Here is a 25,153-nt window from a genome sequence, read left to right on the forward strand (position 1 = left end):
ATGGCTAATCTGCGTATCGCGCTGGTGGCGGGAGAGGCTTCCGGCGACATTCTGGGTGCCGGCTTGATGCGTGCGCTCAAGGCGCAGCATCCGGCAGTCGAGTTTATCGGTGTCGGCGGTCCGTTGATGCAAGCCGAGGGGTTGGACTCCTATTTCCCGATGGAGCGCCTCTCCGTGATGGGCTTGGTGGAGGTGCTCGGCCGCCTGAGAGAGCTGCTGGCGCGCCGCAAGGCGCTGATCAAGACCTTGATCGAAGAGAAGCCGGATGTGTTCATCGGCATCGATGCGCCGGACTTCACCCTCAATATCGAGCTCAAGTTGCGTCAGGCCGGGATCAAGACCGTGCACTATGTCAGTCCTTCGGTCTGGGCCTGGCGGCAGAAGCGTGTGCTGAAGATCCGCGAAGGTTGCGATCTGATGCTGACGTTGTTGCCGTTTGAAGCCCGGTTCTACGAGGAAAAGGGTGTGCCGGTGCGTTTTGTCGGTCACACCCTGGCCGATACCATTCCCCTGGAGGCCGACCGCAACGAGGCGCGCCGCGCGTTGGGGCTGCCTGAGGGGCCGCTGGTGGCCCTGATGCCGGGTAGTCGCGGCGGTGAGGTGAGTCGCCTGGGGGGCTTGTTCTTCGACGCCGCCGAACGGCTGCGGGCGGTGCGTCCGGGGGTGCGTTTCGTCCTGCCGTGCGCCAGTCCACAGCGCCGAGTCCAATTGGAAGCGCTGTTGGCGGGGCGCGATCTGCCGGTCACGTTGCTCGATGGTCGTTCCCATCAGGCACTAGCGGCCTGTGACGCCGTGTTGATTGCGTCCGGCACTGCTACCCTTGAAGCGTTGTTGTACAAACGCCCGATGGTGGTCGCCTATCGCCTGGCGCCGTTGACGTTCTGGATCCTCAAACGCATGGTCAAGAGCCCCTACGTTTCCTTGCCGAACCTGTTGGCCCAGCGCCTGTTGGTGCCTGAGTTGCTGCAGGACGAAGCTACGCCCGAGGCGCTGGCCAATACGCTATTACCCTTGATCGAGGGTGGCGAGGAGCAGACCCGGGGCTTCGATGAAATCCACCGTACTTTGCGCCGTGATGCCTCCAATCAGGCAGCGGATGCGGTACTGACTCTGATCGGCGCAAAATCATGAGTAACCCGAAGATGCAGATGGGTCTGGACTTCAATCTCGTCGCCGAGGTGGAAGAGTTGGTGGCGGGCGTCGATGAGGTCGGGCGTGGGCCGTTGTGTGGCGCGGTGGTGACGGCGGCGGTGATTCTCGATCCGAACCGGCCGATCCTGGGCCTCAACGATTCGAAGAAGCTTACCGAGGCTCGACGCGAAGCCCTCTATGACGAGATCTGCGAGAAAGCCCTGAGCTGGTGCATCGCCCGAGCCGAAGTCGAAGAGATCGATGAGCTGAACATCCTGCACGCCACCATGCTTGCCATGCAGCGGGCCGTGCAGGGGCTGCACATCACGCCGAAACTGGCGATGATCGATGGCAATCGCTGCCCGAAGCTGTCGATGCGCGCCGAAGCCGTCATCCAGGGCGACGGCAAGGTGCCGGCCATCGCGGCGGCATCGATCCTGGCCAAGGTCAGCCGCGACCGCGAAATGGCCGCCTTTGAATTGATCTATCCGGGCTACGGCATCGGCAACCACAAGGGTTACCCGACGCCCATTCATCTGGAAGCCCTGGCTCGCCTGGGCCCCACGCCCATTCATCGGCGTTCGTTCGCTCCGGTGCGGCTGGCGTATGAGGCGCGTGAGGGGTTGATCGAAAGTTTTGCGCCATAACTGACGGACATTCGCCACTCAGAACAAGGCCCGGTACAATCCGGGCCTTGTTGTTTTCATGACTTTACGCAGGATCACTATGCCGGCTTCATTCGTTCATCTGCGCCTGCACACTGAATACTCCCTGGTCGACGGTCTGGTGCGGATCAAGCCGCTGATCAAGACCCTGGCCGGCATGAACATGCCTGCCGTGGCGGTCACCGACCAGAACAACATGTGCTCGCTGGTCAAGTTCTACAAGACGGCCATGGGCGGTGGGATCAAGCCGATCTGCGGCGCCGACCTGTGGCTGTCGAGCAAGGACCCGGATGCGCCGTTGAGCCGTATCAGCCTGTTGGTGATGAACGCCGTCGGCTACCGAAACCTCACCGAGTTGATTTCCCGTGGCTTTATCGATGGTCAGCGCAACGGCTCGATCATCATCGAGCGCGAGTGGGTGGCCGAGGCCAGCGAAGGCCTGATCATGCTGTCGGCGGCCAAGGAGGGCGAAATCGGCCTGGCGCTGCTCAGCGGGAACAACGAGGAAGCCGAAACCCTGGCCCGGCAGTGGATGGACGTATTCCCGGATCGCTTCTACATCGAAGTTCAGCGTACCAACCGGCCCAACGATGAAGAGCACCTGCATGCCGCGGTGGCCCTGGCCGACCGGATCGGCGCGCCGCTGGTGGCGACCAACGATGTGCGCTTCATCAAGCAGGAAGATTTCGAAGCCCACGAAACCCGCGTCTGCATCGGCGAAGGCCGGGCCCTCGACGACCCGCGCCGGCCCAAGAACTACAGCGACCAGCAGTATCTCAAGAGCGCCGAGGAAATGGCCGAGTTGTTCAGCGACCTGCCCGAGGCGCTGGAAAACACCGTCGAGATCGCCAAGCGCTGCAACATCGAAGTGAAGCTGGGCAAGCACTTCCTGCCCAACTTCCCGATTCCCGATGGGATGACCATCGACGAGTATTTCCGCAAGGTGTCCTTCGACGGCCTGGAGGAACGCCTCAGCGTCCTGCTGCCCAAGGACACGACCGAAGATTACGAAGCCAAGCGCCAGGTCTACGTCGACCGGCTGAATTTCGAACTGGATATCATCATCCAGATGGGGTTCCCCGGTTACTTCCTGATCGTGATGGACTTCATCCAGTGGGCCAAGAACAACGGCGTGCCGGTGGGGCCTGGCCGTGGATCGGGTGCTGGCTCGCTGGTGGCCTACGTACAGAAGATCACCGACCTCGACCCGCTGGAATATGACCTGCTGTTCGAACGTTTCCTCAACCCGGAACGGGTATCCATGCCCGACTTCGACGTCGACTTCTGCATGGATGGCCGTGACCGGGTGATCGACTACGTGGCGGAGAAATACGGCCGCAACGCCGTAAGCCAGATCATCACCTTCGGTTCCATGGCGGCTAAGGCGGTGGTGCGAGACGTGGCGCGGGTGCAGGGCAAGTCATATGGCCTGGCCGATCGCCTGTCGAAGATGATTCCGTTCGAAGTCGGTATGACCCTGGAAAAGGCCTATGAGCAGGAAGAAATCCTGCGGGACTTCATCAAGGTCGATGAAGAGGCCGCGGAAATCTGGGAAATGGCCCGCAAGCTCGAAGGCGTGGTGCGTAACGTCGGTAAGCACGCCGGTGGCGTGGTGATCGCGCCGACCAAGCTGACTGACTTTTCACCGATCTATTGCGATGAAGAGGGCGATGGCCTAGTCACCCAGTTCGACAAGGACGATGTCGAGGCAGCGGGCCTGGTGAAGTTCGACTTCCTTGGCCTGCGGACCCTGACGATCATCGACTGGGCGCTGAAAACCATCAACCGCGACCGGGCCAGGGCTGGCGAAGAGCCGTTGGACATCGCCTTCATTCCGCTGGACGACAAGCCGACCTACAGTCTGTTGCAGAAGGCCGAGACCACGGCGGTGTTCCAGCTGGAATCCCGAGGCATGAAGGAGCTGATCAAGAAGCTCAAGCCCGACTGCCTGGAAGACCTCATCGCGTTGGTGGCTCTGTTCCGTCCGGGCCCGCTGCAATCGGGCATGGTGGACGACTTCATCAACCGCAAACACGGGCGCGCCGAGCTGGCGTACCCACACCCGGATTACCAGTACGACGGCCTCAAGCCGGTATTGGCGCCGACCTACGGCATCATCCTGTACCAGGAACAGGTGATGCAGATCGCCCAGGTCATGGCGGGCTACACCCTTGGCGGCGCGGACATGCTGCGCCGGGCGATGGGTAAGAAAAAGCCCGAGGAAATGGCCAAGCAGCGCGGTGGCTTCATCGAAGGTTGCGCCAAGAACGGCATCGATGCAGACCTGGCCGGTAACATCTTCGATCTGGTAGAGAAGTTCGCCGGCTACGGCTTCAACAAATCCCACTCCGCCGCCTACGGCCTAGTGTCCTACCAGACCGCGTGGTTGAAGGCCCATTACCCGGCGCCGTTCATGGCCGCGGTACTGTCGGCGGATATGCACAACACCGACAAGGTCGTGACCTTGATCGAGGAAGTGCGGACCATGAAGCTGCGCCTCGACGCGCCGGACGTGAACGCTTCGGAGTTCAAGTTCACGGTAAACGAGGAAGGCCGCATCATCTATGGTCTTGGCGCGATCAAGGGTGTGGGCGAGGGGCCGGTCGAGGCCATCACCGAGGCGCGCCAGGACGGGCCGTTCAAGGATCTGTTCGATTTCTGTGCACGGGTCGACCTCAAGCGCATCAACAAGCGCACCCTGGACGGTTTGATCCGCAGCGGCGCGCTGGATCGGCTGGGTCCCTATTTCCACGATGAACCCAAGGCCTACCAAGCCAACATCGACCGCAACCGCGCCGTGTTGCTGGCGGCCATGGAAGAAGCGATCAAGGCCGCCGAGCAGACCGCCCGGACCCACGACAGCGGACATGCCGACCTGTTTGGCGGGCTGTTCGTCGAGGAAGATGCCGATGTCTACGCCAACCATCGCAAGGCCAAGGAGCTGACCCTCAAGGAACGCCTCAAAGGCGAGAAGGACACCTTGGGCCTGTACCTGACCGGTCACCCGATCGACGAATACGAAGGCGAGATCCGCCGCTTCGCCCGTCAGCGCATCATCGACCTGAAGCCGGCCCGCGATACGCAAACCGTCGCCGGAATGATCATTGCCCTGCGGGTGATGAAGAACAAGAAGGGTGACAAGATGGGCTTCATCACCCTCGACGACCGTTCCGGGCGCATCGAGGCTTCGCTGTTTGCCGATGCGTTCCATTCGGCCCAGTCGCTGTTGCAGACCGACGCGATGGTGGTGGTTGAAGGCGAGGTCAGCAACGATGATTTTTCCGGTGGCCTGCGGTTGCGGGTCAAGCGGGTGATGAGCATGGAGGATGCCCGTACCAACCTGGCCGAGAGCCTGCGCTTGAAGTTGCAGACCCAGGATCTCAAGGGCGATCAGCTACGCTGGCTGGGAGAGTTGTTCACCCGCCATCGCGGTGCCTGCCCGATCACCATGGAATACGTGCGCCCCGACGCCAAGGCCGTGCTGCAGTTTGGCGAAGGCTGGCGGATCGATCCGGCGGATGCGTTGATTCAAGCCTTGCGTGACCAGTTCGGCAAAGACAACGTCTTCCTCCAATACCGTTGACGGCCAGGTGCCACTCCTGGACTCGGAGTGGCCCTGACCCCAACCTGAATTTTTAATCTCGACCTGAACGCGCCTCTCCCTTAAGGTAGGGCGCGAATAGACAACCGGCCGGCCCAAGCTCTCTTGGACGTCGACCCAAGACGGACGCCTATGAACCCGAATTTTCTAGATTTCGAACAGCCGATCGCCGACCTGCAAGCCAAGATCGAAGAGTTGCGCTTGGTCGGTAATGACAATTCGCTGAATATCGGCGATGAAATCTCCCGTTTGCAGGACAAAAGCCGCACGCTGACCGAAGACATCTTCGGCAAGCTGACCAGTTGGCAGATCGCGCGCCTGGCACGCCATCCCCGTCGTCCATACACCCTGGACTACATTGAACACATCTTCACCGAATTCGATGAGCTGCACGGCGACCGTCACTTTGCCGATGACGCCGCGATTGTCGGTGGTGTGGCCCGTCTGGAAGACAAGCCGGTCATGGTGATCGGCCATCAGAAAGGTCGCGAAGTACGCGAGAAAGTACGCCGCAACTTCGGCATGCCGCGTCCCGAAGGCTACCGCAAGGCTTGCCGCCTGATGGAAATGGCCGAGCGTTTCAAGATGCCGATCCTGACCTTCATCGACACGCCGGGCGCCTATCCGGGTATCGATGCCGAAGAGCGCAACCAGAGCGAAGCGATTGCCTGGAATCTGCGGGTCATGGCGCGGCTGAAAACCCCGATCATCGCCACCGTGATCGGTGAGGGTGGTTCCGGCGGTGCATTGGCTATCGGTGTCTGCGATCAGTTGAACATGCTGCAATATTCCACTTACGCGGTGATCTCGCCGGAAGGTTGCGCCTCGATCCTCTGGAAAACCGCCGAGAAAGCGCCGGATGCCGCCGAAGCCATGGGCATCACTGCCGAGCGCCTCAAAGGCCTGGGCATCGTCGACAAGGTGATCAACGAACCCGTGGGCGGCGCTCACCGTGACCCGGCTGCCGCGGCTGCACTGATTCGCACCGAGCTGAGCTCGCAGTTGGCGATGCTGAAGAAGTTCGACAACGACGCGCTGCTGGCCCGTCGCTATGAGCGGTTGATGAGCTACGGTCTCTAAGCCGACTCCAATACCCTGTGGAGCGAGCCTGTGGGAACAAAGCTTGCTCGCGATGACGTCGGCACATGCAACGCCGCTATCGCGAGCAGGCTCGCTCCCACATTGGTTTATGCAGGGCTGACATCCAATGAACTCCCGTGCGGATCTACCCACCCGCCTCCTTACCCAACTAACACCCTGGCGCAACGCCGCCACATGGCGCATCGCCTTCTCCGGTGGCCTGGACTCCACCGTCCTGTTGCACCTGCTCGCGTCTCTCGCCAACACTCAAACCCTGCCCACCCTGCGCGCTATCCATGTCCACCATGGCCTTCAGGCTGTCGCGGACGCCTGGCCTGGTCATTGCCGTTCGGTGTGCGAAGCCCTTGGCGTTCCGCTTGAGGTGGTGAACGTCCAGGTGCGGCCTGGCGCCAGTGTCGAGCGCGCAGCACGGGAAGCGCGTTACGGTGCGTTCATCGCGGCGCTTCAGGACAATGAAGTGCTGCTCACCGCCCAGCACCGCGACGATCAGGCCGAAACCCTGCTGTTTCGCTTGTTGCGGGGCACGGGGGTGAGGGGGTTGTCGGCGATGCCGAGGCAGCGTTCCCTGGGGGCTGGGCATTTGTTGCGGCCGTTGCTCGATGTGTCACGTGCGGAACTGGAAGCCTACGCCAGGCAGCACGGCCTGAGCTGGATTGAAGACCCGTCCAACGATGATCACCGTTATGCACGCAATTATCTGCGTCAGCGGGTTTTTCCCGTGTTGACGCAGCAGTGGCCTCAAGCTTCGTCTACCCTGGCGCGCGGTGCCGCGCACCTGAGCGAAGCCCAAGGCCTGTTGGATGACCTGGCGCGAATCGACCTGGGTCACGCCACGACTCCGGGAGCGTTCGACTGGCTAGGATTGCGGTCGTTGGAGCTGGCGCCGTTGCAGGCGTTGTCGCCCGCTCGCCAACGCAATGCATTGAGCCATTGGCTGGCGTCGATGACGATGCTGCCCGACAGCGATCATTGGGCTGGCTGGGATTCGCTGCGCGATGCCGGGGACGATGCCCGACCGATCTGGCGACTGGCCGGTGGTGAGCTGCACCGTACGGGCGGGCGGGTCTGGTGGTTACCCGACCACTGGCGGGGCCCGCTCCGAGGCGCCCTCGACTGGCCGCTGATCGCCGAGCCCCTGAACCTGCCGGGCAATGGGCAAGTGATTGTCGAGGGCTATCCCCCTGCAGGGCCGCTGTGTGTGCGCTATCGTCAGGGCGGTGAAATCATGATGCTGCCTGGTCGCGGTCATCGGGATCTCAAGCGCCTGCTTAACGAACGTGGCGTGCCGGGGTTCGTTCGCGGCCGATTGCCGCTGCTGTATCGGGGTGAGCAATTGCTGGCGGTGGCCGGCCTTCCGGGGCTGGATGCAGACCTGGATGGCAATTGGCGATTGCGTTGGCAGCCACCAGGGCAAGATCGGGGTTTGAGCTGAAAGGGGCTTTCCGGTAGACTACGCTCCCTTCTTGATACAACTTCTGTGGATTCGCCTGAATTGCAGGAGTTGCCGATTACCAAGCAGTCTTTGCTGGGCGATTCCAAAAAATGTGTAGCGAGCAACGTACCGGTGATTTCTCTTCCGGTCTGTCCCAACGCGGCGGTTTTTTTGAAAGGTGCACTGTGATTAATGCAGGTGATCGGGGGCTTCGGCCTTCCTTCGCTTTCCCCGGCGGCTCGGACCGCTTTAACGCAGACTTCTAGGGTTTTTCATGACGCGCTACATATTCGTCACGGGCGGTGTTGTTTCTTCATTGGGGAAAGGCATTGCCTCGGCTTCATTGGCGGCCATCCTGGAGGCGCGGGGACTTAAGGTCACCATGCTCAAGCTGGACCCGTACATCAATGTCGACCCGGGCACCATGAGCCCGTTCCAGCACGGCGAAGTGTTCGTCACCCACGACGGCGCCGAGACCGACCTGGACCTGGGCCACTACGAGCGGTTCATCCGCACGACCATGACCCAGAACAACAACTTCACCACCGGCCGCGTCTACGAGCACGTGCTGCGCAAGGAGCGTCGTGGTGATTACCTGGGCGCGACCATCCAGGTCATCCCGCACATCACCGATGAAATCAAGCGCCGCATCATCAAGGGCGCCGGCGACGCCGACGTGGCGATGGTCGAGATCGGCGGTACCGTGGGCGACATCGAGTCCCAGCCGTTCCTCGAAGCCATCCGTCAGTTGCGTTTCGAAATCGGCGCCAAGCGCGCGATGCTGATGCACCTGACGCTGGTTCCGTACATTGCCACCGCCGGCGAAACCAAGACCAAGCCGACCCAGCACTCGGTCAAGGAACTGCGTTCCATCGGCCTGCAACCGGACGTGCTGGTCTGCCGCTCCGATCACCCGATCGACATTTCCTCGCGCCGCAAGATCGCCCAGTTCACCAACGTTGAAGAGCGTGCGGTCATCGGCCTGGAAGACGCCGACACCATCTACAAGATTCCGGGCATCCTGCACTCCCAGGGCCTGGACGATTTCGTCGTCGAGCGTTTCGGCCTGCAATGCGCCGGCGCCGACCTGTCCGAATGGGACGCCGTGGTCGATGCCAAGCTCAACCCGGAGCATGAAGTCACCATCGCCATGGTCGGCAAGTACATGGAACTGCTGGACGCCTACAAGTCGCTGATCGAAGCGATGAGTCATGCCGGTATCAGCAACCGCACCAAAGTGAACCTGCGCTACATCGATTCCGAAGATATCGAGAACCAGGGCACCGGCCTGCTCGAAGGCGCCGATGCGATTCTCGTACCGGGTGGCTTCGGCCTGCGGGGCGTGGAAGGCAAGATCACCGCCGTGCAATACGCCCGAGAGAACAAAGTGCCTTACCTGGGTATCTGCCTGGGCATGCAGGTGGCGGTCATCGAGTTCGCCCGTAACGTGATGGGCTGGAAAGACGCCAACTCCACCGAGTTCGATCGCGCCAGTGGCCATCCGGTCGTGGGCCTGATCACCGAATGGGAAGACGCCACCGGTGCCGTGGAAGTGCGGACCGAAGCCTCCGACCTGGGCGGCACCATGCGCCTCGGCGCACAGGAATGCCTGCTCGAGCCTGGCTCCCTGGTCCACCAGTGCTACGCCAAGGACGTGATCGTCGAGCGTCACCGCCATCGCTACGAAGTGAACAACAACCTGCTGCCGCAACTGATCGAAGCCGGCCTGAAAATCTCCGGTCGCTCCGGTGATGGCGCGCTTGTGGAAGTGGTGGAATCCTCGGATCATCCATGGTTCGTCGCTTGCCAGTTCCACCCTGAGTTCACCTCGACGCCACGGGACGGCCATCCGCTGTTCAGCGGTTTCGTGAAGGCCGCTTTGGCTCAACACCAGAAAAAGGCATAAGACGATGGCTCAGAAGATCATCCGCGTCGGCGACATCGAGATTGCCAACGACAAGCCCATGGTGCTGTTCGGCGGCATGAACGTGCTGGAAAGCCGCGACATGGCGATGCAGGTCTGCGAGGAATACGTGAAGGTCACCCAGAAACTGGGCATTCCCTACGTGTTCAAGGCCAGCTTCGACAAGGCCAACCGCTCGTCCGTGACCTCCTACCGTGGTCCGGGCCTGGAAGAAGGCATGCGGATTTTCCAGGACATCAAGCAAGCCTTTGGCGTGCCGATCATCACCGACGTCCACGAGCCTGCCCAGGCCGCGGTCGTCGCCGAGGTCTGCGACATCATCCAGCTGCCGGCCTTCCTGTCGCGCCAGACCGACCTGGTGGTCGCGATGGCCAAGACCGGCGCGGTGATCAACATCAAGAAGGCCCAGTTCCTCGCGCCCCAGGAAATGAAGCACATCCTGAGCAAGTGCGAAGAGGCCGGGAATGACCAGTTGATCCTCTGCGAGCGCGGTTCGAGCTTCGGCTACAACAACCTGGTGGTGGACATGCTCGGCTTCGGCATCATGAAGCAGTTCGAATACCCGGTGTTCTTCGACGTGACCCACGCACTGCAGATGCCGGGCGGCCGTTCCGACTCTGCCGGCGGTCGTCGTGCCCAGGTCACCGACCTGGCCAAGGCCGGCATGAGCCAGTCCCTGGCGGGCCTGTTCCTCGAGGCGCATCCGGATCCGGACAACGCCAAATGCGACGGTCCGTGTGCCTTGCGCTTGAACAAGCTGGAACCTTTCCTGTCTCAGCTCAAGGCTCTGGATGAGCTGGTCAAGGGTTTTCCGACGATAGAAACCGCGTAACCCGGTTTTCTCCGGTAAAGTACCGCTCGATTATCGCTCTGGCCCGCTGGCCGCACTGCTCTTGTGGGAGCATGGCTTGCCAGCGATGGCGCCCTTGAGGCCCCCATCGCCGGCAAGCCGTGCTCCCACAGCGTTTTCGTCAACTTTGGAGTGTTTACAACAATGGCAAAAATCGTCGACATCAAAGGTCGTGAAGTTCTCGACTCCCGTGGCAACCCCACTGTCGAAGCGGACGTGCTTCTCGACAACGGCATCATCGGCAGCGCCTGTGCGCCGTCCGGTGCTTCCACCGGCTCGCGCGAAGCGCTGGAGCTGCGTGATGGCGACAAGGGTCGTTACCTGGGCAAGGGCGTGCTGAAGGCCGTCGCCAACATCAACGGTCCGATTCGTGACCTGCTGCTGGGCAAGGATCCTGCCGACCAGAAAGCCCTCGACCTGGCGATGATCAAGCTCGACGGTACCGAGAACAAAGCCTCCCTGGGTGCCAACGCGATCCTCGCCGTTTCCCTGGCCGCCGCCAAGGCCGCCGCTCAGGACCAGGACCTGCCACTGTACGCTCACATCGCCAACCTCAACGGTACTCCGGGCGTCTACTCGATGCCGGTGCCGATGATGAACATCATCAACGGCGGCGAGCACGCCGACAACAACGTCGACATCCAGGAATTCATGGTCCAGCCGGTGGGCGCCAAGTCCTTCTCCGAAGGCCTGCGCATGGGCACCGAGATTTTCCATCACCTCAAGGCCGTGCTCAAAGCCCGTGGCCTGAGCACCGCCGTTGGCGACGAAGGCGGTTTCGCACCGAACCTGGCCTCCAACGAAGACGCGCTGAAAGTGATTTCCGAAGCTGTTGCCAACGCCGGTTACAAGCTGGGCACCGATGTGACCCTGGCCCTGGACTGCGCCGCCAGTGAGTTCTTCGAAGACGGCAAGTACAACCTGTCCGGCGAAGGCCAGGTGTTCACTGCCGAAGGTTTCGCCGATTACCTCAAGGGCCTGACCGAGCGCTATCCGATCATCTCCATCGAAGATGGTCTGGACGAGTCCGACTGGGCCGGCTGGAAAATCCTCACCGACAAGATCGGCGCCAAGACCCAGCTGGTGGGCGACGACCTGTTCGTGACCAACACCAAGATCCTGAAAGAAGGTATCGACAAGCAGATCGCCAACTCGATCCTGATCAAGTTCAACCAGATCGGCACCCTGACCGAAACCCTGGAAGCCATCCAGATGGCCAAGGCCGCCGGTTACACCGCCGTGATCTCCCATCGCTCCGGCGAAACCGAAGATTCGACCATTGCCGACCTGGCCGTGGGCACTGCGGCGGGCCAGATCAAGACCGGTTCGCTGTGCCGTTCCGACCGCGTTTCCAAGTACAACCAACTGCTGCGTATCGAAGAGCAGTTGAACGGCAAGGCCAAGTACAACGGTCGCGCCGAGTTTCGCGGTTAAGCGGTAAATGGTAAAAAGACAACGGATTGCGTCGGAAAAGTCGTCATAACGGTGGCTTTCCCTCTAATCTGATGCCTTATCAAGCACAAGCCTGGTTTTCCAGGCTTCGTGCTATCAGATGCTTCAAAGTTTGGCATGGCGGTCTTTTTTCACTGGATACCCGATATTCGATGCGCAGTCCCAATTGGTTGTTCCTCGTCTTGCTTCTGTTGCTGGCCGGCCTGCAGTACCGTCTCTGGGTGGGCAATGGCAGCCTTGCGCAAGTGGCCGAGCTGACTCAGCAGATTGCCGACCAGCACGCCGAGAATGAGGCCTTGCTGGAGCGCAACCGGGTGATGGACGCCGAAGTGATGGAGCTGAAAAAAGGCATGGAGACCGTTGAAGAGCGGGCTCGTCATGAGCTGGGCATGGTGAAGGAGGGCGAAACCCTCTACCAGTTGGCCCAATGAGCATTCGTTTGCCGGCCTTCTGGGCCGTGATTCCTGCCGCGGGCATCGGAGCCCGAATGGCTGCGGACCGTCCCAAGCAGTATCTGCAACTGGGTGGCCGCACAATTCTCGAACACAGCCTCGGCTGTTTCCTCGATCATCCGACCGTCAAAGGCGTGGTGGTCAGTGTTGCGCACGATGATCCCTACTGGCCGACCCTGGCCTGCGCCAGCGACCCGCGCATCCAGCGTGTGGACGGGGGAGCCCAGCGTTCGGATTCGGTGCTCAACGCCTTGCTGCATCTTCATGGCCAGGGCGCCGACGATCACGATTGGGTGCTGGTGCACGATGCCGCCCGGCCCAATCTATCCCGTGGTGACCTGGACACCTTGCTCAGCGAGTTGACGAACGACCCGGTCGGCGGTCTGCTGGCCGTTCCGGCGCGTGACACCCTCAAACGCGTCGACAAGCACGGTCGGGTGCTGGAAACCGTTGATCGCAGCGTGATTTGGCAAGCCTACACGCCGCAGATGTTTCGCCTTGGCGCCTTGCATCGGGCGTTGGCTGACAGCCTGGTGGCGGATGTCGTGATTACCGATGAGGCCTCGGCGATGGAGTGGGCAGGGCAGGCACCTCGGTTGATCGAAGGGCGATCGGATAACATCAAGATCACCCGTCCCGAGGATCTGGAGTGGTTGCGTCGGCACTGGGCTGGCCGTCGCTGATCAATTCCAATACCGTGCCGCGCCCTTCGCGAGCAAGCCCGCTCCCACACTGGATCTCGGTTGTTCAAAAAACAGGTATCCACTGAGGCCAAATGTGGGAGCGGGCTTGCCCGCGAAGGCGATAGCCCCGGCGCGGGATAAACCACGGACAGAAACCGGTCGAGCCTAACCCCGATATTCCGGCCGCTCAGCCAACCCTTCCTTCAAGTAATCCACCAACTGGCGCACCTTCGGCGACAGATGCCGCTGCTGTGGATACAACGCCCACACTGCCGTATTCGGCGGCTGATGGGCTTCAAGCAACGAGATCAACGCGCCGCTTTGCAAATGCTCCAGCACGTAATAGTCCGGCAGTTGGCACAAGCCCGCGCCTTGCAGTGCCGCGTCCAGCACCGCTTGCCCACTGTTGCAGCGCCAGTTTCCCTGCACACGCTGAGAAAATTCCCGCCCGTTCTGCTCCAGTTGCCAGAGGTCGGAACTGCCGATCAGACAGTTATGACGGCTCAGTTCCGACAAGCTATGGGGCCGACCGTAGCGCTCCAGATAGGACGGCGAGGCGCACAGGTACATGCGGCGTGGGGCCAGGCGTATCGCGATCAAGCGTGAGTCCTGCAAGCGACCCAGGCGAATCGCCAGGTCCAGCCCCTCATGAACCAGGTCCAACGGCCGGTTGCTCAGTTCGATGTCCACTCGCAATTGCGGGTACAGCCCCATGAACCGGGTCACCAAGGGCACGATGAAACGTTCGCCATAGGCCACGGCACAGGTCATTCGCAACATGCCCTTGGGTTCGCTGGCCAGATCCCCCACCGCTCGCAAGGCTTCCTCCCGTCCATCCTGCAAGCGCTGGCAATGTTGCAAAAAAGTCTGGCCGGCCTCGGTCAGGGTGACGCGACGAGTGCTTCGATACAGCAGTCGTGTTTGAAGGCGCTCTTCGAGCCGTACGATTTGTCGACTGATGTGGGAGGACGATACCCCGAGACGTTCGGCTGCTGCGGTGAACTGGCTGCATTCAGCCACGGCGACGAACTCGTCGATGCCTTCCCAGCGATTGTCAGCCATGAAAGATTATCCCTGTATGGCAATAATGTTTTGCTTTTGACTGGATTATTCCTTGTATGGCGGCGGATTACACTCCGGTCTCGTTTTTATTTGCTGGAGAAACACGATGATCAAGTCGCGCGCCGCCGTTGCCTTCGAGGCCAAGAAACCCCTGGAAATCGTAGAAGTCGACGTCGCCATGCCCAAGGCGGGTGAAGTGCTGCTGCGCGTGGTGGCCTCCGGCGTCTGCCACACCGACGCTTACACCTTGTCGGGCGCCGACCCGGAAGGGATTTTTCCGTCGATTCTAGGCCACGAAGGCGGCGCAATCGTCGAAGCCATCGGCGAGGGCGTGACCTCGGTGGCGGTGGGGGACCATGTGATCCCTCTGTACACACCGGAGTGCGGGCAGTGCAAGTTCTGCAAGTCGGGCAAGACCAACCTCTGCCAGGCGATTCGCGCCACTCAGGGCAAAGGTCTGATGCCTGACGGCACTTCGCGCTTTTCCTACAAGGGCGAGACGATTTTCCACTACATGGGCACCTCGACCTTCTCCGAATACACCGTGCTGCCGGAAATCTCCGTCGCGAAGATCGCCAAGGATGCACCGTTGGAAAAAGTCTGCCTGCTGGGGTGCGGTGTCACCACCGGTATTGGCGCGGTGATCAATACGGCCAAGGTCCAGCCCGGTGACACAGTGGCCATCTTCGGTCTGGGCGGTATCGGCCTGTCGGCGGTGATCGGAGCGGTGAAGGCCAAGGCCTCGCGCATCATCGCCATTGATATCAACCCGTCCAAGTTCGAAATCGCCCGGCAATTGGGCGCCACCGACTTCGTCAACCCGAAGGACTTCGACCGTCCGATCCAGGAGGTCATCGTCGACATGACCGATGGCGGCGTGGACTTTTCCTTCGAGTGCATCGGCAACGTCCAGCTGATGCGTGCCGCGTTGGAATGCTGCCACAAGGGCTGGGGCGAGTCGGTGATCATCGGCGTGGCCGGTGCCGGCCAGGAAATCGCCACTCGTCCGTTCCAACTGGTGACCGGACGCGTCTGGCGTGGTTCGGCATTCGGCGGCGTGCGCGGGCGCAGTGAGTTGCCCAGCTACGTGGAAATGGCCGAGAAGGGCGAGATCCCGCTGGATACTTTCATTACCCACACCATGGGCCTGGAAGATATCAACAAGGCATTCGACCTGATGCATGAAGGCAAGAGCATCCGCACCGTTATTCATTTCTGAGGTCGGTCATGAGTCTGGAAAACATTTCCTGCCAGAAAAGCTTCGGCGGCTGGCACAAGCGTTACCGGCATCGTTCCGAAGTGCTCGGCTGTGACATGGTCTTTGCGGTTTACCTGCCGCCGCAAGCCGAGCAGGGCGGCAAGTTGCCTGTGTTGTACTGGTTATCCGGTCTGACCTGCACCGACGAGAACTTCATGCAGAAGGCCGGGGCCCAGCGCATGGCTGCCGAGTTGGGGTTGATCATCGTTGCACCGGATACCAGTCCCCGTGGTGCCGACGTGCCGGGCGATCCGGACGGCGCCTGGGACTTCGGCCTGGGCGCGGGATTCTATCTGAACGCCACGCAGGAACCCTGGGCGCAGCACTATCGGATGCATGACTATGTGGTGCAGGAATTGCCTGCGCTCGTTGAGGCTCATTTCCCCGCGTCGGATAAACGCGGCATCAGCGGTCATTCCATGGGGGGGCATGGCGCACTGGTCTGCGCTTTGCGCAACCCTGGTCGTTACCGTTCGGTGTCGGCGGTTTCGCCGATCAACAATCCGATGGACTGTCCGTGGGGTCAGAAAGCCTTTTCCCGCTACCTGGGCGAAGATCGCTCCAAATGGCGGGAATGGGACGCCTGCGCGCTCATTGCCGAGGCCGACGAGAAACTGCCATTGCTGGTGGACCAGGGCGATCGCGATGATTTCCTCGACAACCAGCTCAAGCCGCAAGCCTTGCAGCAAGCGGCCAGGACGGCCGGGCATCCGCTGGAGTTACGCCTGCAACCGGGCTACGACCACAGCTATTACTTCATCGCCAGTTTCATCGATGATCATCTGCAACATCATGCACGCGCTCTAAGCGCCTAATGCAGGTAGAATCACGCCCTGACAGAAATCAGGGCGTTTTTTTATGCGTATTGGCCACGGCTACGATGTTCACCGGTTCACTGAGGGCGATTTCATCACGCTGGGCGGCGTGCGGATCGCACACGGCTTCGGGCTGCTCGCGCATTCTGACGGTGATGTCCTGCTGCACGCCTTGAGCGATGCGTTGCTCGGCGCGGCCGCCCTGGGCGACATCGGCAAGCACTTCCCCGACACCGACCCGCAATTCAAGGGCGCGGACAGCCGCATGCTGCTGCGCCATGTCGTCTCGCTGATCCACGCCAAGGGCTGGAAAGTCGGCAATGTCGACAACACCATCGTTGCCCAGGCTCCCAAGATGGCGCCGCACATCGAAGCGATGCGCCGGCTGATCGCTGAGGATCTGCAGATCGAACTGGATCAAGTGAATGTGAAGGCCACCACCACCGAGAAGCTTGGTTTCGTCGGTCGTGAAGAAGGCATCGCCGTTCATTCCGTTGCCTTGTTGCTGCGCCCATGACCGAACTGGAACTGTTGGGCCCGCGGGCCTATGGCGAGTCGCTGGGCAGCGCGGTGCTGAAAGCCACCGCCGAAGATTTCCAGGTCGATGAAGTCCTCGACATCCCGTTGACCGGTGATGGCGAGCATTTGTGGATCTGGGTCGAGAAACGCGGCCTGAATACGGAAGAGGCTGCCCGACGGATTGCCAAGGCGGCCGGCGTGCCGTTGCGCACCGTCAGCTATGCCGGGCTCAAGGACCGTCAAGCCCTGACCCGCCAATGGTTCAGCGTCCAGTTGCCCGGCAAGGCCGATCCGGACCTGTCGTCGGCAGAGAATGACACGCTGAAAATCCTCAAGACCGCTCGGCATAAACGCAAGCTGCAGCGTGGCGCGCACTCGGCCAATGGCTTCACTTTGCGCCTGACCCAATTCAAGGGGGATGCAGCGGCTATCGATGCGCGCCTGCAGCAGATTGTCCGCCAGGGCATTCCCAATTATTTTGGCGCCCAGCGTTTTGGCCATGACGGCGGTAACGTCGTCGATGCCCGTGCCTGGGCGGCGCGCAAGGCCTTGCCGGAGCAGCGCAACGTGCGTTCGCGGCTGCTGTCGGCAGCCCGCAGTTATTTGTTCAACCGGGTACTTGCGGCCCGGGTGGCCGATGGCACCTGGCAACTGGCCCAGGTGGGTGACTTGCTGGCCTTCACTGACAGCCGCAGCTTTTTCCCGGCCGCGGAGGCTGAATGCAGCGATCCGCGCCTGGCTATCCTCGACCTGCATCCGACCGGGCCACAGTGGGGCGAGGGGCCTTCGCCGGCCGCCGGCGCGACTTTCGAGCTGGAGCAGGCCATCGCCGAGGAAGAGACCGAGCTGCGGGACTGGTTGATAAACGCGGGAATGAATCACGAACGTCGCATCCTGCGACTGCCCATTGGCGGGCTGTCGTGGCATTATCCCTCGCTAGACATTCTGCAACTGGAATTCGTCCTGCCGGCCGGATGTTTCGCCACTGCCTTGGTGCGCGAACTCGTCGATCTGGTGCCGGTAGGGCAGACGGACAGCCCATGCGTATTCTGATTTCTAACGACGACGGGGTAACAGCACCCGGTCTTGCCGCGCTCTATGCTGCGCTGGCAGATTTTGCCGAGTGCGTGGTGATCGCCCCGGACCAGGACAAAAGCGGCGCCAGCAGCTCGCTGACGCTCGACCGTCCGTTGCACCCCTGCTATCTGGATAACGGTTTCATCAGTCTCAACGGTACGCCGACCGATTGCGTGCACCTGGGCATCAACGGTTTGCTGGAGCGTGCGCCGGACATGGTCGTTTCAGGCATCAACCTGGGCGCCAACCTGGGCGATGACGTGCTGTATTCCGGCACGGTCGCCGCCGCCCTGGAGGGTCGTTTCCTCGAACACCCGTCGTTTGCCTTCTCGTTCGTTTCCCGGCAGGTCGACAACCTGCCCACCGCCGCCTACTTCGCCCGCAAACTGGTGCAAGCCCACGGCGAGCTGGACCTGCCACCGCGTACGGTGTTGAACGTGAACATCCCGAACCTGCCCCTCGACCACGTCCGGGGCATCCAGCTGACTCGCCTGGGCCATCGCGCCCGCGCCGCCAGGCCCATGCACGTGGTCGATCCACGCGGAAAGGCCGGCTACTGGATCGCCGCCGCCGGGGATGCCGAGGATGGCGGGCCGGGCACGGATTTTCATGCGGTGATGCAAGGTTACGTCTCGATTACACCGTTGCAGCTCGATCGCACCTTCAATGATGCCTTCCGACATCTCGATGGCTGGCTGGAGGGGTTGCGCTGATGGCTCGCGAGCAAGACGATATGCTGCGCCGCGGGATCGGCATGACCTCGCAGCGCACCCGTGAACGCCTGATCCAGCGGCTCTACGAAGAGGGGCTGTCCAATGCCCAGGTGCTGGAAGTAATCCGCCGCACGCCGCGGCATCTGTTCGTCGATGAAGCCCTCGCCCATCGTGCCTATGAAGACACGGCTCTCCCGATCGGACACAACCAGACCATTTCCCAGCCTTATATGGTGGCCCGCATGAGCGAGTTGCTGCTGGAGGCGGGGCCCCTGGACAAGGTTCTGGAGATCGGTACCGGTTCGGGTTACCAGACGGCGGTATTGTCGCAGTTGGTCGAGCGGGTGTTTTCCGTAGAACGGATCAAGGTGTTGCAGGACCGCGCCAAGGAGCGCCTGGTGGAGCTTAACCTGCGCAACGTGGTGTTTCGCTGGGGCGACGGCTGGGAAGGTTGGCCGGCCCTCGCGCCGTATAACGGAATCATTGTCACTGCCGTGGCGACGGATGTTCCCCAGGCCCTGCTGGATCAACTCGCTCCCGGTGGACGCATGGTCATCCCGGTGGGTGCCGGCGAAGTGCAGCAACTGATGCTGATCGTACGAGAGGAACATGGCTTCTCGCGGCACGTTCTGGGAGCGGTGCGGTTCGTACCATTACTCAATGGGCCGTTGGCCTGAGCATTTATAAACAGCGGCTGAATTCCGTGACGCTTGCTGTGTCTTACAGCGGCATCGGTTCATCGAACAGGCTTCAACGGCGGCGAGCAAACGTGTGCGGCAACGTCCCGTGCTTCATTAATAGAAGGATGGATGCGCCCGTTACTCGCACCACCACTGCCTGGACAGGCAGTTTCCATTTTTTCAGCCACCACAAAGGGAGCAGCGGGTGAGTCTCACAGTCATTGCGCAGCGTATGGGTATCACGAGCTTTAAGCGCCTGGTGACTGGCCTTGTCTTGAGTACCTTGCTGGTCGGTTGTTCCAGTACACCGTCGGGTAACGTCCGGGTTGTCGATCGCAACACCACTGCTGCGCCACAACGTCCTACAGTAACGACCGGTCAGTATGTAGTCCGTAAGGGCGATACGTTGTTTTCCATCGCTTTTCGCTACGGCTGGGACTACAAAGCATTGGCCGCGCGGAACAACATTCCTGCGCCTTATACGATCCATCCGGGTCAGACGATTCGCTTCGATGGGCGCAGCGGTTCAACACCGACCGCGGTGGTCACCCAGTCAGGGTCGACACCTTCGTCGTCGAGTAAAACCACGGTCATTCGCCGGCCGGTCGGCGCAGGGACGGCCACCGTACCGTCCGTCGCGAGCAAACCGGAGGCCGCGCCGATGCCTCCGGCAGGCCCCGCCCCGACAGGCTGGGGATGGCCTTCTAATGGCGTTCTTATTGGGAAATTCTCTTCAAACGGTAGTTTGAATAAAGGAATTGATATCGCCGGGGATTTGGGACAGCCTGTTTTAGCCGCGTCTGATGGCACGGTTGTGTACGCCGGGAGTGGTTTGAGGGGCTACGGCGAACTCGTGATCATCAAACACAGCGATACCTACGTCAGTGCCTACGGTCACAACCGCAGGCTGTTGGTTCGGGAGGGGCAGCAGGTCAAGGTCGGACAGACAATTGCCGAAATGGGGTCGACGGGTACAGACCGGGTGAAACTGCATTTTGAGATTCGCCGACAAGGTAAACCGGTAGATCCGCTGCAATTCCTGCCACGTCGTTGATTGGTTGTCAGCCTGTTCCGTCACGTAGAGGGAACAGGCTCCAGCGTTGCCAAGGATAAAGGCGCCGCTCGAGCTTGAGGTCGAACTCACCAAAGGACTATAACAATGGCTCTCAGTAAAGAAGTGCCGGAGTTTGACATCGACGATGAGGTTCTCCTGATGGAGACCGGCATCGCTATGGATTCGATGTCGAATGATGAAGGGGCGTCATCTCCACCTTCCGTTCGCGCCAAATCCAGACACTCCGCTTCGCTTAAACAACATAAGTACATCGATTACACCCGGGCGCTGGACGCCACTCAGCTGTACCTCAACGAAATCGGTTTTTCGCCGCTACTCTCCCCCGAGGAAGAAGTACATTTTGCGCGCCTGTCGCAAAAGGGCGACCCGGCCGGTCGAAAACGCATGATTGAAAGCAACCTGCGCCTGGTGGTGAAAATCGCTCGACGCTACGTCAATCGTGGGCTTTCACTGCTGGACCTGATCGAAGAGGGCAATCTGGGGTTGATCCGCGCTGTCGAGAAATTCGATCCTGAGCGGGGCTTCCGTTTTTCGACCTACGCCACCTGGTGGATCCGCCAGACCATCGAACGGGCGATCATGAATCAGACCCGCACGATCCGGCTGCCGATTCATGTGGTCAAGGAGCTGAACGTCTACCTGCGGGCTGCCCGTGAGCTGACCCAGAAACTCGATCATGAACCCTCACCGGAAGAAATCGCCAGCCTGCTGGAAAAACCGGTGGGCGAGGTCAAGCGAATGCTTGGGCTCAACGAGCGGGTTTCCTCTGTGGATGTCTCGCTGGGGCCAGACTCGGACAAGACCCTGCTGGACACCCTTACCGACGAGCGTCCCACCGACCCTTGTGAACTGCTGCAGGACGACGACTTGTCCCAGAGCATCGACCAGTGGCTCTCGGAGCTGACGGACAAGCAACGGGAGGTGGTGATCCGACGTTTTGGCCTGCGCGGTCACGAAAGCAGCACCCTCGAAGATGTCGGCCTGGAAATTGGATTGACTCGGGAAAGGGTCAGGCAGATCCAGGTAGAGGGCCTCAAGCGTCTACGGGAAATCCTGGAGAAGAATGGTTTGTCGAGCGAGTCGCTGTTCCAGTAACCACTCCGCTACAGCAGAAAAAGCCCCGACCGGTTCGGGGCTTTGCCGTTTCTGGGCGGCGCTTTTCTAATCCTGCGCTGTTTTCCGGTTTGGTTTGTAAGCTTTTGCCTAGTGTTGTGTAAGCGTTCGGTTTCTCATGGCCGGGGATAGAGGACAATAAAGCGCATGAATTTTTATACTGGATTGATTTTAAAGGTTATTTTTTTATGAACGAACGATGACAGCAACTGTCGGCCCGCTTGAGGTGAATTGCACTCGCCAGGGAAAACACTAATATCAGTCCTGTGTCGACGGACAGACACACCCGTCACGGACGATGGGGAAGGAAGGACATCGCAGGACGCGATTCATCAGGACGATGAAAGGGAACAAAGGGATTAGGGAAAAAATGTGGGCGGGTCAAACCGCCCCTTTTTTTTGCCTGCGATTTGGGTCCAGGCAGCAAAAAGGCCCGCAAGGGGCCTTCAAGACGTACACAGGGACGATCAGCGTTCGAGGTCCGCGATCTTGCCAGGCTTGCCATCCCACTCTTCGGCATCCGGCAGGGCGTCTTTCTTCTCGGTGATGTTTGGCCAGATTTCCGCCAGTTCGGCGTTCAGCTCGATGAAGTCCTCCATGCCAGCCGGGACTTCGTCTTCCGAGAAAATGGCTTGTGCCGGGCATTCCGGTTCACACAGGGCGCAATCGATGCACTCGTCCGGGTGAATGACCAGGAAGTTCGGGCCTTCGTAAAAGCAGTCCACCGGACACACTTCTACGCAGTCGGTGTACTTGCACTTGATGCAGTTGTCGGTGACGACGAAGGTCATTTCTAATTCTCTCCTCAGGCGGCGGCAGCGGGTCCCTCTTCACGGTAGGGCTCGCCAGGCTTGGGTGCGGACCAGGCTAATAGTCCTCAGCATTCCAAACCGCGCGAGATTCTAACAGCTTGAACGCCCGTGCGTTAGATCCGTGTCTTCAATGTATAGAGTAATTCCAGTGCCCGGCGTGGGGTCAGATCGTCCAGGTCAAGCTTGGCCAGTTCGTCGAGCACCGGATGCGGCAGGCTGGCGAAGAGGTCGCTTTGCTGAGGGGCCGCCGGTTTGCCTTTTGTCGGACGCGGCGCCTCGTGGGGCAGGCTGGAGGTTTCCAGGCGGCTCAAATGTTCGCGGGCCCGGGCAATCACTTCGCCTGGTACACCGGCCAACTGCGCAACCGCCAAGCCGTAGCTCTGGCTGGCCGGGCCGGGCAGTACATGGTGCAGGAATACGATGCGCTCGTTGTGTTCAGTGGCGTTGAGGTGGACGTTGGCCACCAGCGGCTGGCTTTCCGGCAGCACCGTCAGCTCGAAATAATGGGTCGCGAACAATGTGTAGGCGCGCAGTTGTGCCAATCGCTCGGCCGCCGCCCAGGCCAGGGACAGGCCATCGAAGGTGCTGGTGCCCCGTCCGACTTCGTCCATCAGCACCAGGCTGCGCTCGGTGGCGTTGTGCAGGATGTTGGCGGTCTCGCTCATTTCCACCATGAAGGTCGAGCGCCCGCCGGCCAGGTCATCGCTGGAGCCGATCCGGGTGAAGATGCGGTCCACCAGGGATAACTCGCAGCTGGCCGCCGGTACGAAACTGCCGATGTGAGCCAGCAGCACGATCAGGGCTGTCTGGCGCATGTAGGTGGATTTACCGCCCATGTTCGGACCGGTGATTACCAGCATGCGGGTATTGTCGTCCAGGCTCAGGTCGTTGGCCACGAACGGCGTGGTCAGTACCTGCTCGACCACTGGGTGACGACCTTGGCTGATGCGCATGCACGGTTCGCTGACGAAGCGCGGGCAATTCAGGTCAAGGTTCAATGCGCGCTCGGCCAGGTTGCTCAGAACGTCCAGCTCCGCCAGGGCGGCGGCGGTGTCCTGCAGGGGCGGCAATTGGTTGATCAGATCTTCCAGCAGCGCGTCATAGAGCATTTTTTCGCGGGCCAGGGCGCGACTCTTGGCCGACAGCGCCTTGTCCTCGAAGGCCTTGAGTTCCGGAGTAATGAAGCGCTCGGCGCCCTTGAGGGTCTGGCGACGGATGTAATCGGCCGGAGCCTGTTCGGCCTGCTTGCTCGGCAATTCGATGAAATAGCCGTGGATGCGGTTGTAGCCGACCTTGAGATTGCTCAGGCCGGTACGGGCCTTTTCCCGGGCTTCGAGGTCGATGAGGAACTGGCCGGCGTTCTCGCTCAGCGCCAGCAGCTCGTCGAGTTCGGCGTCGTAACCGGTTTTCAGCACGCCACCGTCACGGATCACCGCGGGTGGGTTGTCGATGATGGCTTTTTCCAACAGCGCGGCCAGTTCTGGGTAAGTGCTGGTGATGCGCGCCAAGTGCTGAAGATGCGGAGCTTCGAGGTCGGTCATCGCCACTTGCAGTTCGGGCAGGGCGCCAAGGGCATCGCGCAGGCGCGCCAGGTCCCGGGGACGGGCGTTGCGCAGGCCGATCCGCGCCAGGATGCGCTCGATGTCGCCGATTTCCTTGAGCTGCGGCTGCAACTGCTCGAAGCGATAACGATCCAGCAGGCAGGTAATCGAGGACTGGCGCGCCAGCAGTACTGTCAGGTCCCGCAACGGACGGTTCAGCCAGCGGGTCAGCAAGCGGCTGCCCATCGCGGTCTGGCAGCGATCCACCACCGATTGCAGGGTATTGTCGCGACCGCCGGCCAGGTTGGTGTCCAATTCCAGGTTGCGCCGGCTGGCGCCGTCCAGCACCACCGTGTCATCCAGGCGTTCATGGCGCAGGCTGCGCAAATGGGGTAGGGCGGTGCGCTGGGTTTCCTTGGCGTAGGCCAACAGGCAGCCGGCCGCACCGATGGCCAGAGTCAGGTTTTCACAGCCGAACCCCTTGAGGTCCTGGGTGGAAAACTGCTGGCAGAGACTTTTCAGCGCCGAATCGCGCTCAAAATCCCACGGCGCCCGGCGACGAACGCCACGGCGTTTTTCCGCCGGCAGGTCCTTGGGCCAGTCATCGGGAATCAACAGCTCCACCGGATTGACCCGCTCCAGCTCCGCCAGCAGGTTCTCCCAACCCTTGATTTCCAGTACCGAGAAGTTGCCACTGGTGATATCCAGCACCGCCATGCCGAACAGGCGCTCATCCCCCAGCACCGCCGCGATCAGGTTGTCGCGGCGTTCATCCAGCAACGCCTCATCGCTGACCGTGCCGGGGGTGATGATGCGCACCACCTGGCGTTCCACCGGCCCTTTGCTGGTAGCCGGATCGCCCACCTGCTCGCAAATCACCACCGACTCGCCGAGCTTGACCAGTTTCGCCAGATAACCTTCCGCTGCGTGGTAAGGAATCCCACACATTGGAATCGCCATGCCCGCCGATTGCCCACGCGCCGTCAGGGTGATGTCCAGCAACTTGGCGGCCTTCTTCGCATCCTCATAAAAGATCTCGTAGAAGTCGCCCATGCGGTAGAACATCAACTGATCGGGATGCTGGTTCTTCAGGCGCCAGTATTGCTGCATCATCGGCGTGTGGGAGGACAGGTCGTTCACGGCGGTGTTCATGGGTGTCAGGCAAGCTCGTTGAAAGGTGTGGGGCAAAAGGAGGGG

The 25,153-nt window shown here is 60.9% G+C and carries 21 protein-coding genes; 18 read left to right on the plus strand and 3 right to left on the minus strand.

What is annotated here, in order from left to right:
* The 10 genes from lpxB (at position 1) to ispD (ending at position 13,291) form a co-directional block, all read left to right on the plus strand.
* Positions 1-1,131 carry a lipid-A-disaccharide synthase gene (gene lpxB / locus LCU97_RS08645; protein WP_232776126.1) on the plus strand — a complete coding sequence of 377 codons (1,131 nt, stop codon included), beginning with the start codon at positions 1-3 and terminating at the stop codon, positions 1,129-1,131.
* Positions 1,132-1,142: 11 nt separating this feature from the next.
* Positions 1,143-1,778, plus strand: a complete 636-nt coding sequence (gene rnhB / locus LCU97_RS08650) for a ribonuclease HII (protein ID WP_053152752.1) — start codon at positions 1,143-1,145, stop codon at positions 1,776-1,778.
* Between the two features lie 79 nt (positions 1,779-1,857).
* Entirely contained in the window at positions 1,858-5,379 is a 3,522-nt protein-coding gene (dnaE, locus tag LCU97_RS08655) for a DNA polymerase III subunit alpha (RefSeq protein WP_232776127.1), read from the plus strand.
* Positions 5,380-5,529: 150 nt separating this feature from the next.
* On the plus strand, positions 5,530-6,477 hold the full coding sequence (locus tag LCU97_RS08660; protein ID WP_053152756.1) for an acetyl-CoA carboxylase carboxyltransferase subunit alpha: 948 nt from the start codon (positions 5,530-5,532) through the stop codon (positions 6,475-6,477).
* 127 nt (positions 6,478-6,604) lie between these two features.
* Positions 6,605-7,930 carry a tRNA lysidine(34) synthetase TilS gene (gene tilS / locus LCU97_RS08665; protein ID WP_232776128.1) on the plus strand — a complete coding sequence of 442 codons (1,326 nt, stop codon included), beginning with the start codon at positions 6,605-6,607 and terminating at the stop codon, positions 7,928-7,930.
* 274 nt (positions 7,931-8,204) lie between these two features.
* On the plus strand, positions 8,205-9,836 hold the full coding sequence (locus tag LCU97_RS08670; RefSeq protein WP_053152760.1) for a CTP synthase: 1,632 nt from the start codon (positions 8,205-8,207) through the stop codon (positions 9,834-9,836).
* Positions 9,837-9,840: 4 nt separating this feature from the next.
* The gene (gene kdsA / locus LCU97_RS08675) at positions 9,841-10,686 is read left to right on the plus strand and encodes a 3-deoxy-8-phosphooctulonate synthase (RefSeq protein ID WP_053152762.1); all 846 of its coding nucleotides are present in this window, start codon (positions 9,841-9,843) and stop codon (positions 10,684-10,686) included.
* A gap of 162 nt (positions 10,687-10,848) precedes the next feature.
* A complete protein-coding gene (eno, locus tag LCU97_RS08680; RefSeq protein ID WP_053152764.1) occupies positions 10,849-12,138 on the plus strand; it encodes a phosphopyruvate hydratase in 1,290 nt (429 codons plus the stop codon).
* A 170-nt stretch (positions 12,139-12,308) separates the two neighbouring features.
* Positions 12,309-12,587, plus strand: coding sequence for a cell division protein FtsB (gene ftsB / locus LCU97_RS08685; protein WP_030139474.1), 279 nt, complete (start codon positions 12,309-12,311; stop codon positions 12,585-12,587).
* On the plus strand, positions 12,584-13,291 hold the full coding sequence (ispD, locus tag LCU97_RS08690; protein ID WP_053152766.1) for a 2-C-methyl-D-erythritol 4-phosphate cytidylyltransferase: 708 nt from the start codon (positions 12,584-12,586) through the stop codon (positions 13,289-13,291). Before ftsB ends, ispD begins: the two co-directional genes overlap by 4 nt.
* Positions 13,292-13,456: 165 nt before the next feature.
* Here ispD and LCU97_RS08695 read toward each other — a convergent pair whose 3' ends face one another.
* Positions 13,457-14,353 (minus strand): LysR substrate-binding domain-containing protein, encoded by an 897-nt coding sequence (locus LCU97_RS08695; protein ID WP_232776129.1) that lies wholly within the window; start codon positions 14,351-14,353, stop codon positions 13,457-13,459.
* A gap of 106 nt (positions 14,354-14,459) precedes the next feature.
* On the opposite strand from LCU97_RS08695, the gene LCU97_RS08700 reads away from it, so the two are divergent.
* From LCU97_RS08700 to rpoS, 8 genes are all read left to right on the plus strand, one after another.
* Positions 14,460-15,572 (plus strand): S-(hydroxymethyl)glutathione dehydrogenase/class III alcohol dehydrogenase, encoded by a 1,113-nt coding sequence (locus tag LCU97_RS08700; protein WP_053152770.1) that lies wholly within the window; start codon positions 14,460-14,462, stop codon positions 15,570-15,572.
* Between the two features lie 8 nt (positions 15,573-15,580).
* Positions 15,581-16,426 carry an S-formylglutathione hydrolase gene (gene fghA, locus LCU97_RS08705; protein ID WP_232776130.1) on the plus strand — a complete coding sequence of 282 codons (846 nt, stop codon included), beginning with the start codon at positions 15,581-15,583 and terminating at the stop codon, positions 16,424-16,426.
* 43 nt (positions 16,427-16,469) lie between these two features.
* Positions 16,470-16,943, plus strand: a complete 474-nt coding sequence (gene ispF, locus LCU97_RS08710) for a 2-C-methyl-D-erythritol 2,4-cyclodiphosphate synthase (protein ID WP_053152774.1) — start codon at positions 16,470-16,472, stop codon at positions 16,941-16,943.
* On the plus strand, positions 16,940-17,998 hold the full coding sequence (gene truD, locus LCU97_RS08715) for a tRNA pseudouridine(13) synthase TruD (RefSeq protein ID WP_232776131.1): 1,059 nt from the start codon (positions 16,940-16,942) through the stop codon (positions 17,996-17,998). The genes ispF and truD overlap by 4 nt, the downstream gene beginning before the upstream one ends.
* Positions 17,986-18,735, plus strand: coding sequence for a 5'/3'-nucleotidase SurE (surE, locus tag LCU97_RS08720; protein WP_053152778.1), 750 nt, complete (start codon positions 17,986-17,988; stop codon positions 18,733-18,735). Before truD ends, surE begins: the two co-directional genes overlap by 13 nt.
* 41 nt (positions 18,736-18,776) lie before the next feature.
* Entirely contained in the window at positions 18,777-19,412 is a 636-nt protein-coding gene (locus tag LCU97_RS08725) for a protein-L-isoaspartate(D-aspartate) O-methyltransferase (protein WP_172679635.1), read from the plus strand.
* A 208-nt stretch (positions 19,413-19,620) separates the two neighbouring features.
* The gene (locus LCU97_RS08730; protein ID WP_232776132.1) at positions 19,621-20,469 is read left to right on the plus strand and encodes a peptidoglycan DD-metalloendopeptidase family protein; all 849 of its coding nucleotides are present in this window, start codon (positions 19,621-19,623) and stop codon (positions 20,467-20,469) included.
* 105 nt (positions 20,470-20,574) lie between these two features.
* Positions 20,575-21,585, plus strand: coding sequence for an RNA polymerase sigma factor RpoS (rpoS, locus tag LCU97_RS08735; RefSeq protein ID WP_053152784.1), 1,011 nt, complete (start codon positions 20,575-20,577; stop codon positions 21,583-21,585).
* A gap of 485 nt (positions 21,586-22,070) precedes the next feature.
* Here the strand turns inward: rpoS and fdxA are convergent, their stop codons facing one another.
* Together fdxA and mutS are read right to left on the minus strand one after the other, a co-directional pair.
* Positions 22,071-22,394, minus strand: a complete 324-nt coding sequence (fdxA, locus tag LCU97_RS08740) for a ferredoxin FdxA (RefSeq protein WP_053152788.1) — start codon at positions 22,392-22,394, stop codon at positions 22,071-22,073.
* A 134-nt stretch (positions 22,395-22,528) separates the two neighbouring features.
* Positions 22,529-25,096, minus strand: a complete 2,568-nt coding sequence (gene mutS / locus LCU97_RS08745; RefSeq protein WP_172679630.1) for a DNA mismatch repair protein MutS — start codon at positions 25,094-25,096, stop codon at positions 22,529-22,531.
* Positions 25,097-25,153 lie beyond the last annotated feature (57 nt).

Origin of the sequence: Pseudomonas uvaldensis (genome assembly GCF_021271205.1) — a bacterium.
GTDB lineage: Bacteria > Pseudomonadota > Gammaproteobacteria > Pseudomonadales > Pseudomonadaceae > Aquipseudomonas > Aquipseudomonas uvaldensis.

What these genes read in the sequence shown, in the direction of transcription:
- lpxB (WP_232776126.1), top strand. Translation starts at nt 1, where the DNA reads ATGGCTAATCTGCGTATCGCGCTGGTGGCGGGAGAGGCTTCCGGCGAC.
- rnhB (WP_053152752.1), top strand. Translation starts at nt 1,143, where the DNA reads ATGCAGATGGGTCTGGACTTCAATCTCGTCGCCGAGGTGGAAGAGTTG.
- dnaE (WP_232776127.1), top strand. Translation starts at nt 1,858, where the DNA reads ATGCCGGCTTCATTCGTTCATCTGCGCCTGCACACTGAATACTCCCTG.
- LCU97_RS08660 (WP_053152756.1), top strand. Translation starts at nt 5,530, where the DNA reads ATGAACCCGAATTTTCTAGATTTCGAACAGCCGATCGCCGACCTGCAA.
- tilS (WP_232776128.1), top strand. Translation starts at nt 6,605, where the DNA reads ATGAACTCCCGTGCGGATCTACCCACCCGCCTCCTTACCCAACTAACA.
- LCU97_RS08670 (WP_053152760.1), top strand. Translation starts at nt 8,205, where the DNA reads ATGACGCGCTACATATTCGTCACGGGCGGTGTTGTTTCTTCATTGGGG.
- kdsA (WP_053152762.1), top strand. Translation starts at nt 9,841, where the DNA reads ATGGCTCAGAAGATCATCCGCGTCGGCGACATCGAGATTGCCAACGAC.
- eno (WP_053152764.1), top strand. Translation starts at nt 10,849, where the DNA reads ATGGCAAAAATCGTCGACATCAAAGGTCGTGAAGTTCTCGACTCCCGT.
- ftsB (WP_030139474.1), top strand. Translation starts at nt 12,309, where the DNA reads ATGCGCAGTCCCAATTGGTTGTTCCTCGTCTTGCTTCTGTTGCTGGCC.
- ispD (WP_053152766.1), top strand. Translation starts at nt 12,584, where the DNA reads ATGAGCATTCGTTTGCCGGCCTTCTGGGCCGTGATTCCTGCCGCGGGC.
- LCU97_RS08695 (WP_232776129.1), bottom strand. Translation starts at nt 14,353, where the DNA reads ATGGCTGACAATCGCTGGGAAGGCATCGACGAGTTCGTCGCCGTGGCT.
- LCU97_RS08700 (WP_053152770.1), top strand. Translation starts at nt 14,460, where the DNA reads ATGATCAAGTCGCGCGCCGCCGTTGCCTTCGAGGCCAAGAAACCCCTG.
- fghA (WP_232776130.1), top strand. Translation starts at nt 15,581, where the DNA reads ATGAGTCTGGAAAACATTTCCTGCCAGAAAAGCTTCGGCGGCTGGCAC.
- ispF (WP_053152774.1), top strand. Translation starts at nt 16,470, where the DNA reads ATGCGTATTGGCCACGGCTACGATGTTCACCGGTTCACTGAGGGCGAT.
- truD (WP_232776131.1), top strand. Translation starts at nt 16,940, where the DNA reads ATGACCGAACTGGAACTGTTGGGCCCGCGGGCCTATGGCGAGTCGCTG.
- surE (WP_053152778.1), top strand. Translation starts at nt 17,986, where the DNA reads ATGCGTATTCTGATTTCTAACGACGACGGGGTAACAGCACCCGGTCTT.
- LCU97_RS08725 (WP_172679635.1), top strand. Translation starts at nt 18,777, where the DNA reads ATGACCTCGCAGCGCACCCGTGAACGCCTGATCCAGCGGCTCTACGAA.
- rpoS (WP_053152784.1), top strand. Translation starts at nt 20,575, where the DNA reads ATGGCTCTCAGTAAAGAAGTGCCGGAGTTTGACATCGACGATGAGGTT.
- fdxA (WP_053152788.1), bottom strand. Translation starts at nt 22,394, where the DNA reads ATGACCTTCGTCGTCACCGACAACTGCATCAAGTGCAAGTACACCGAC.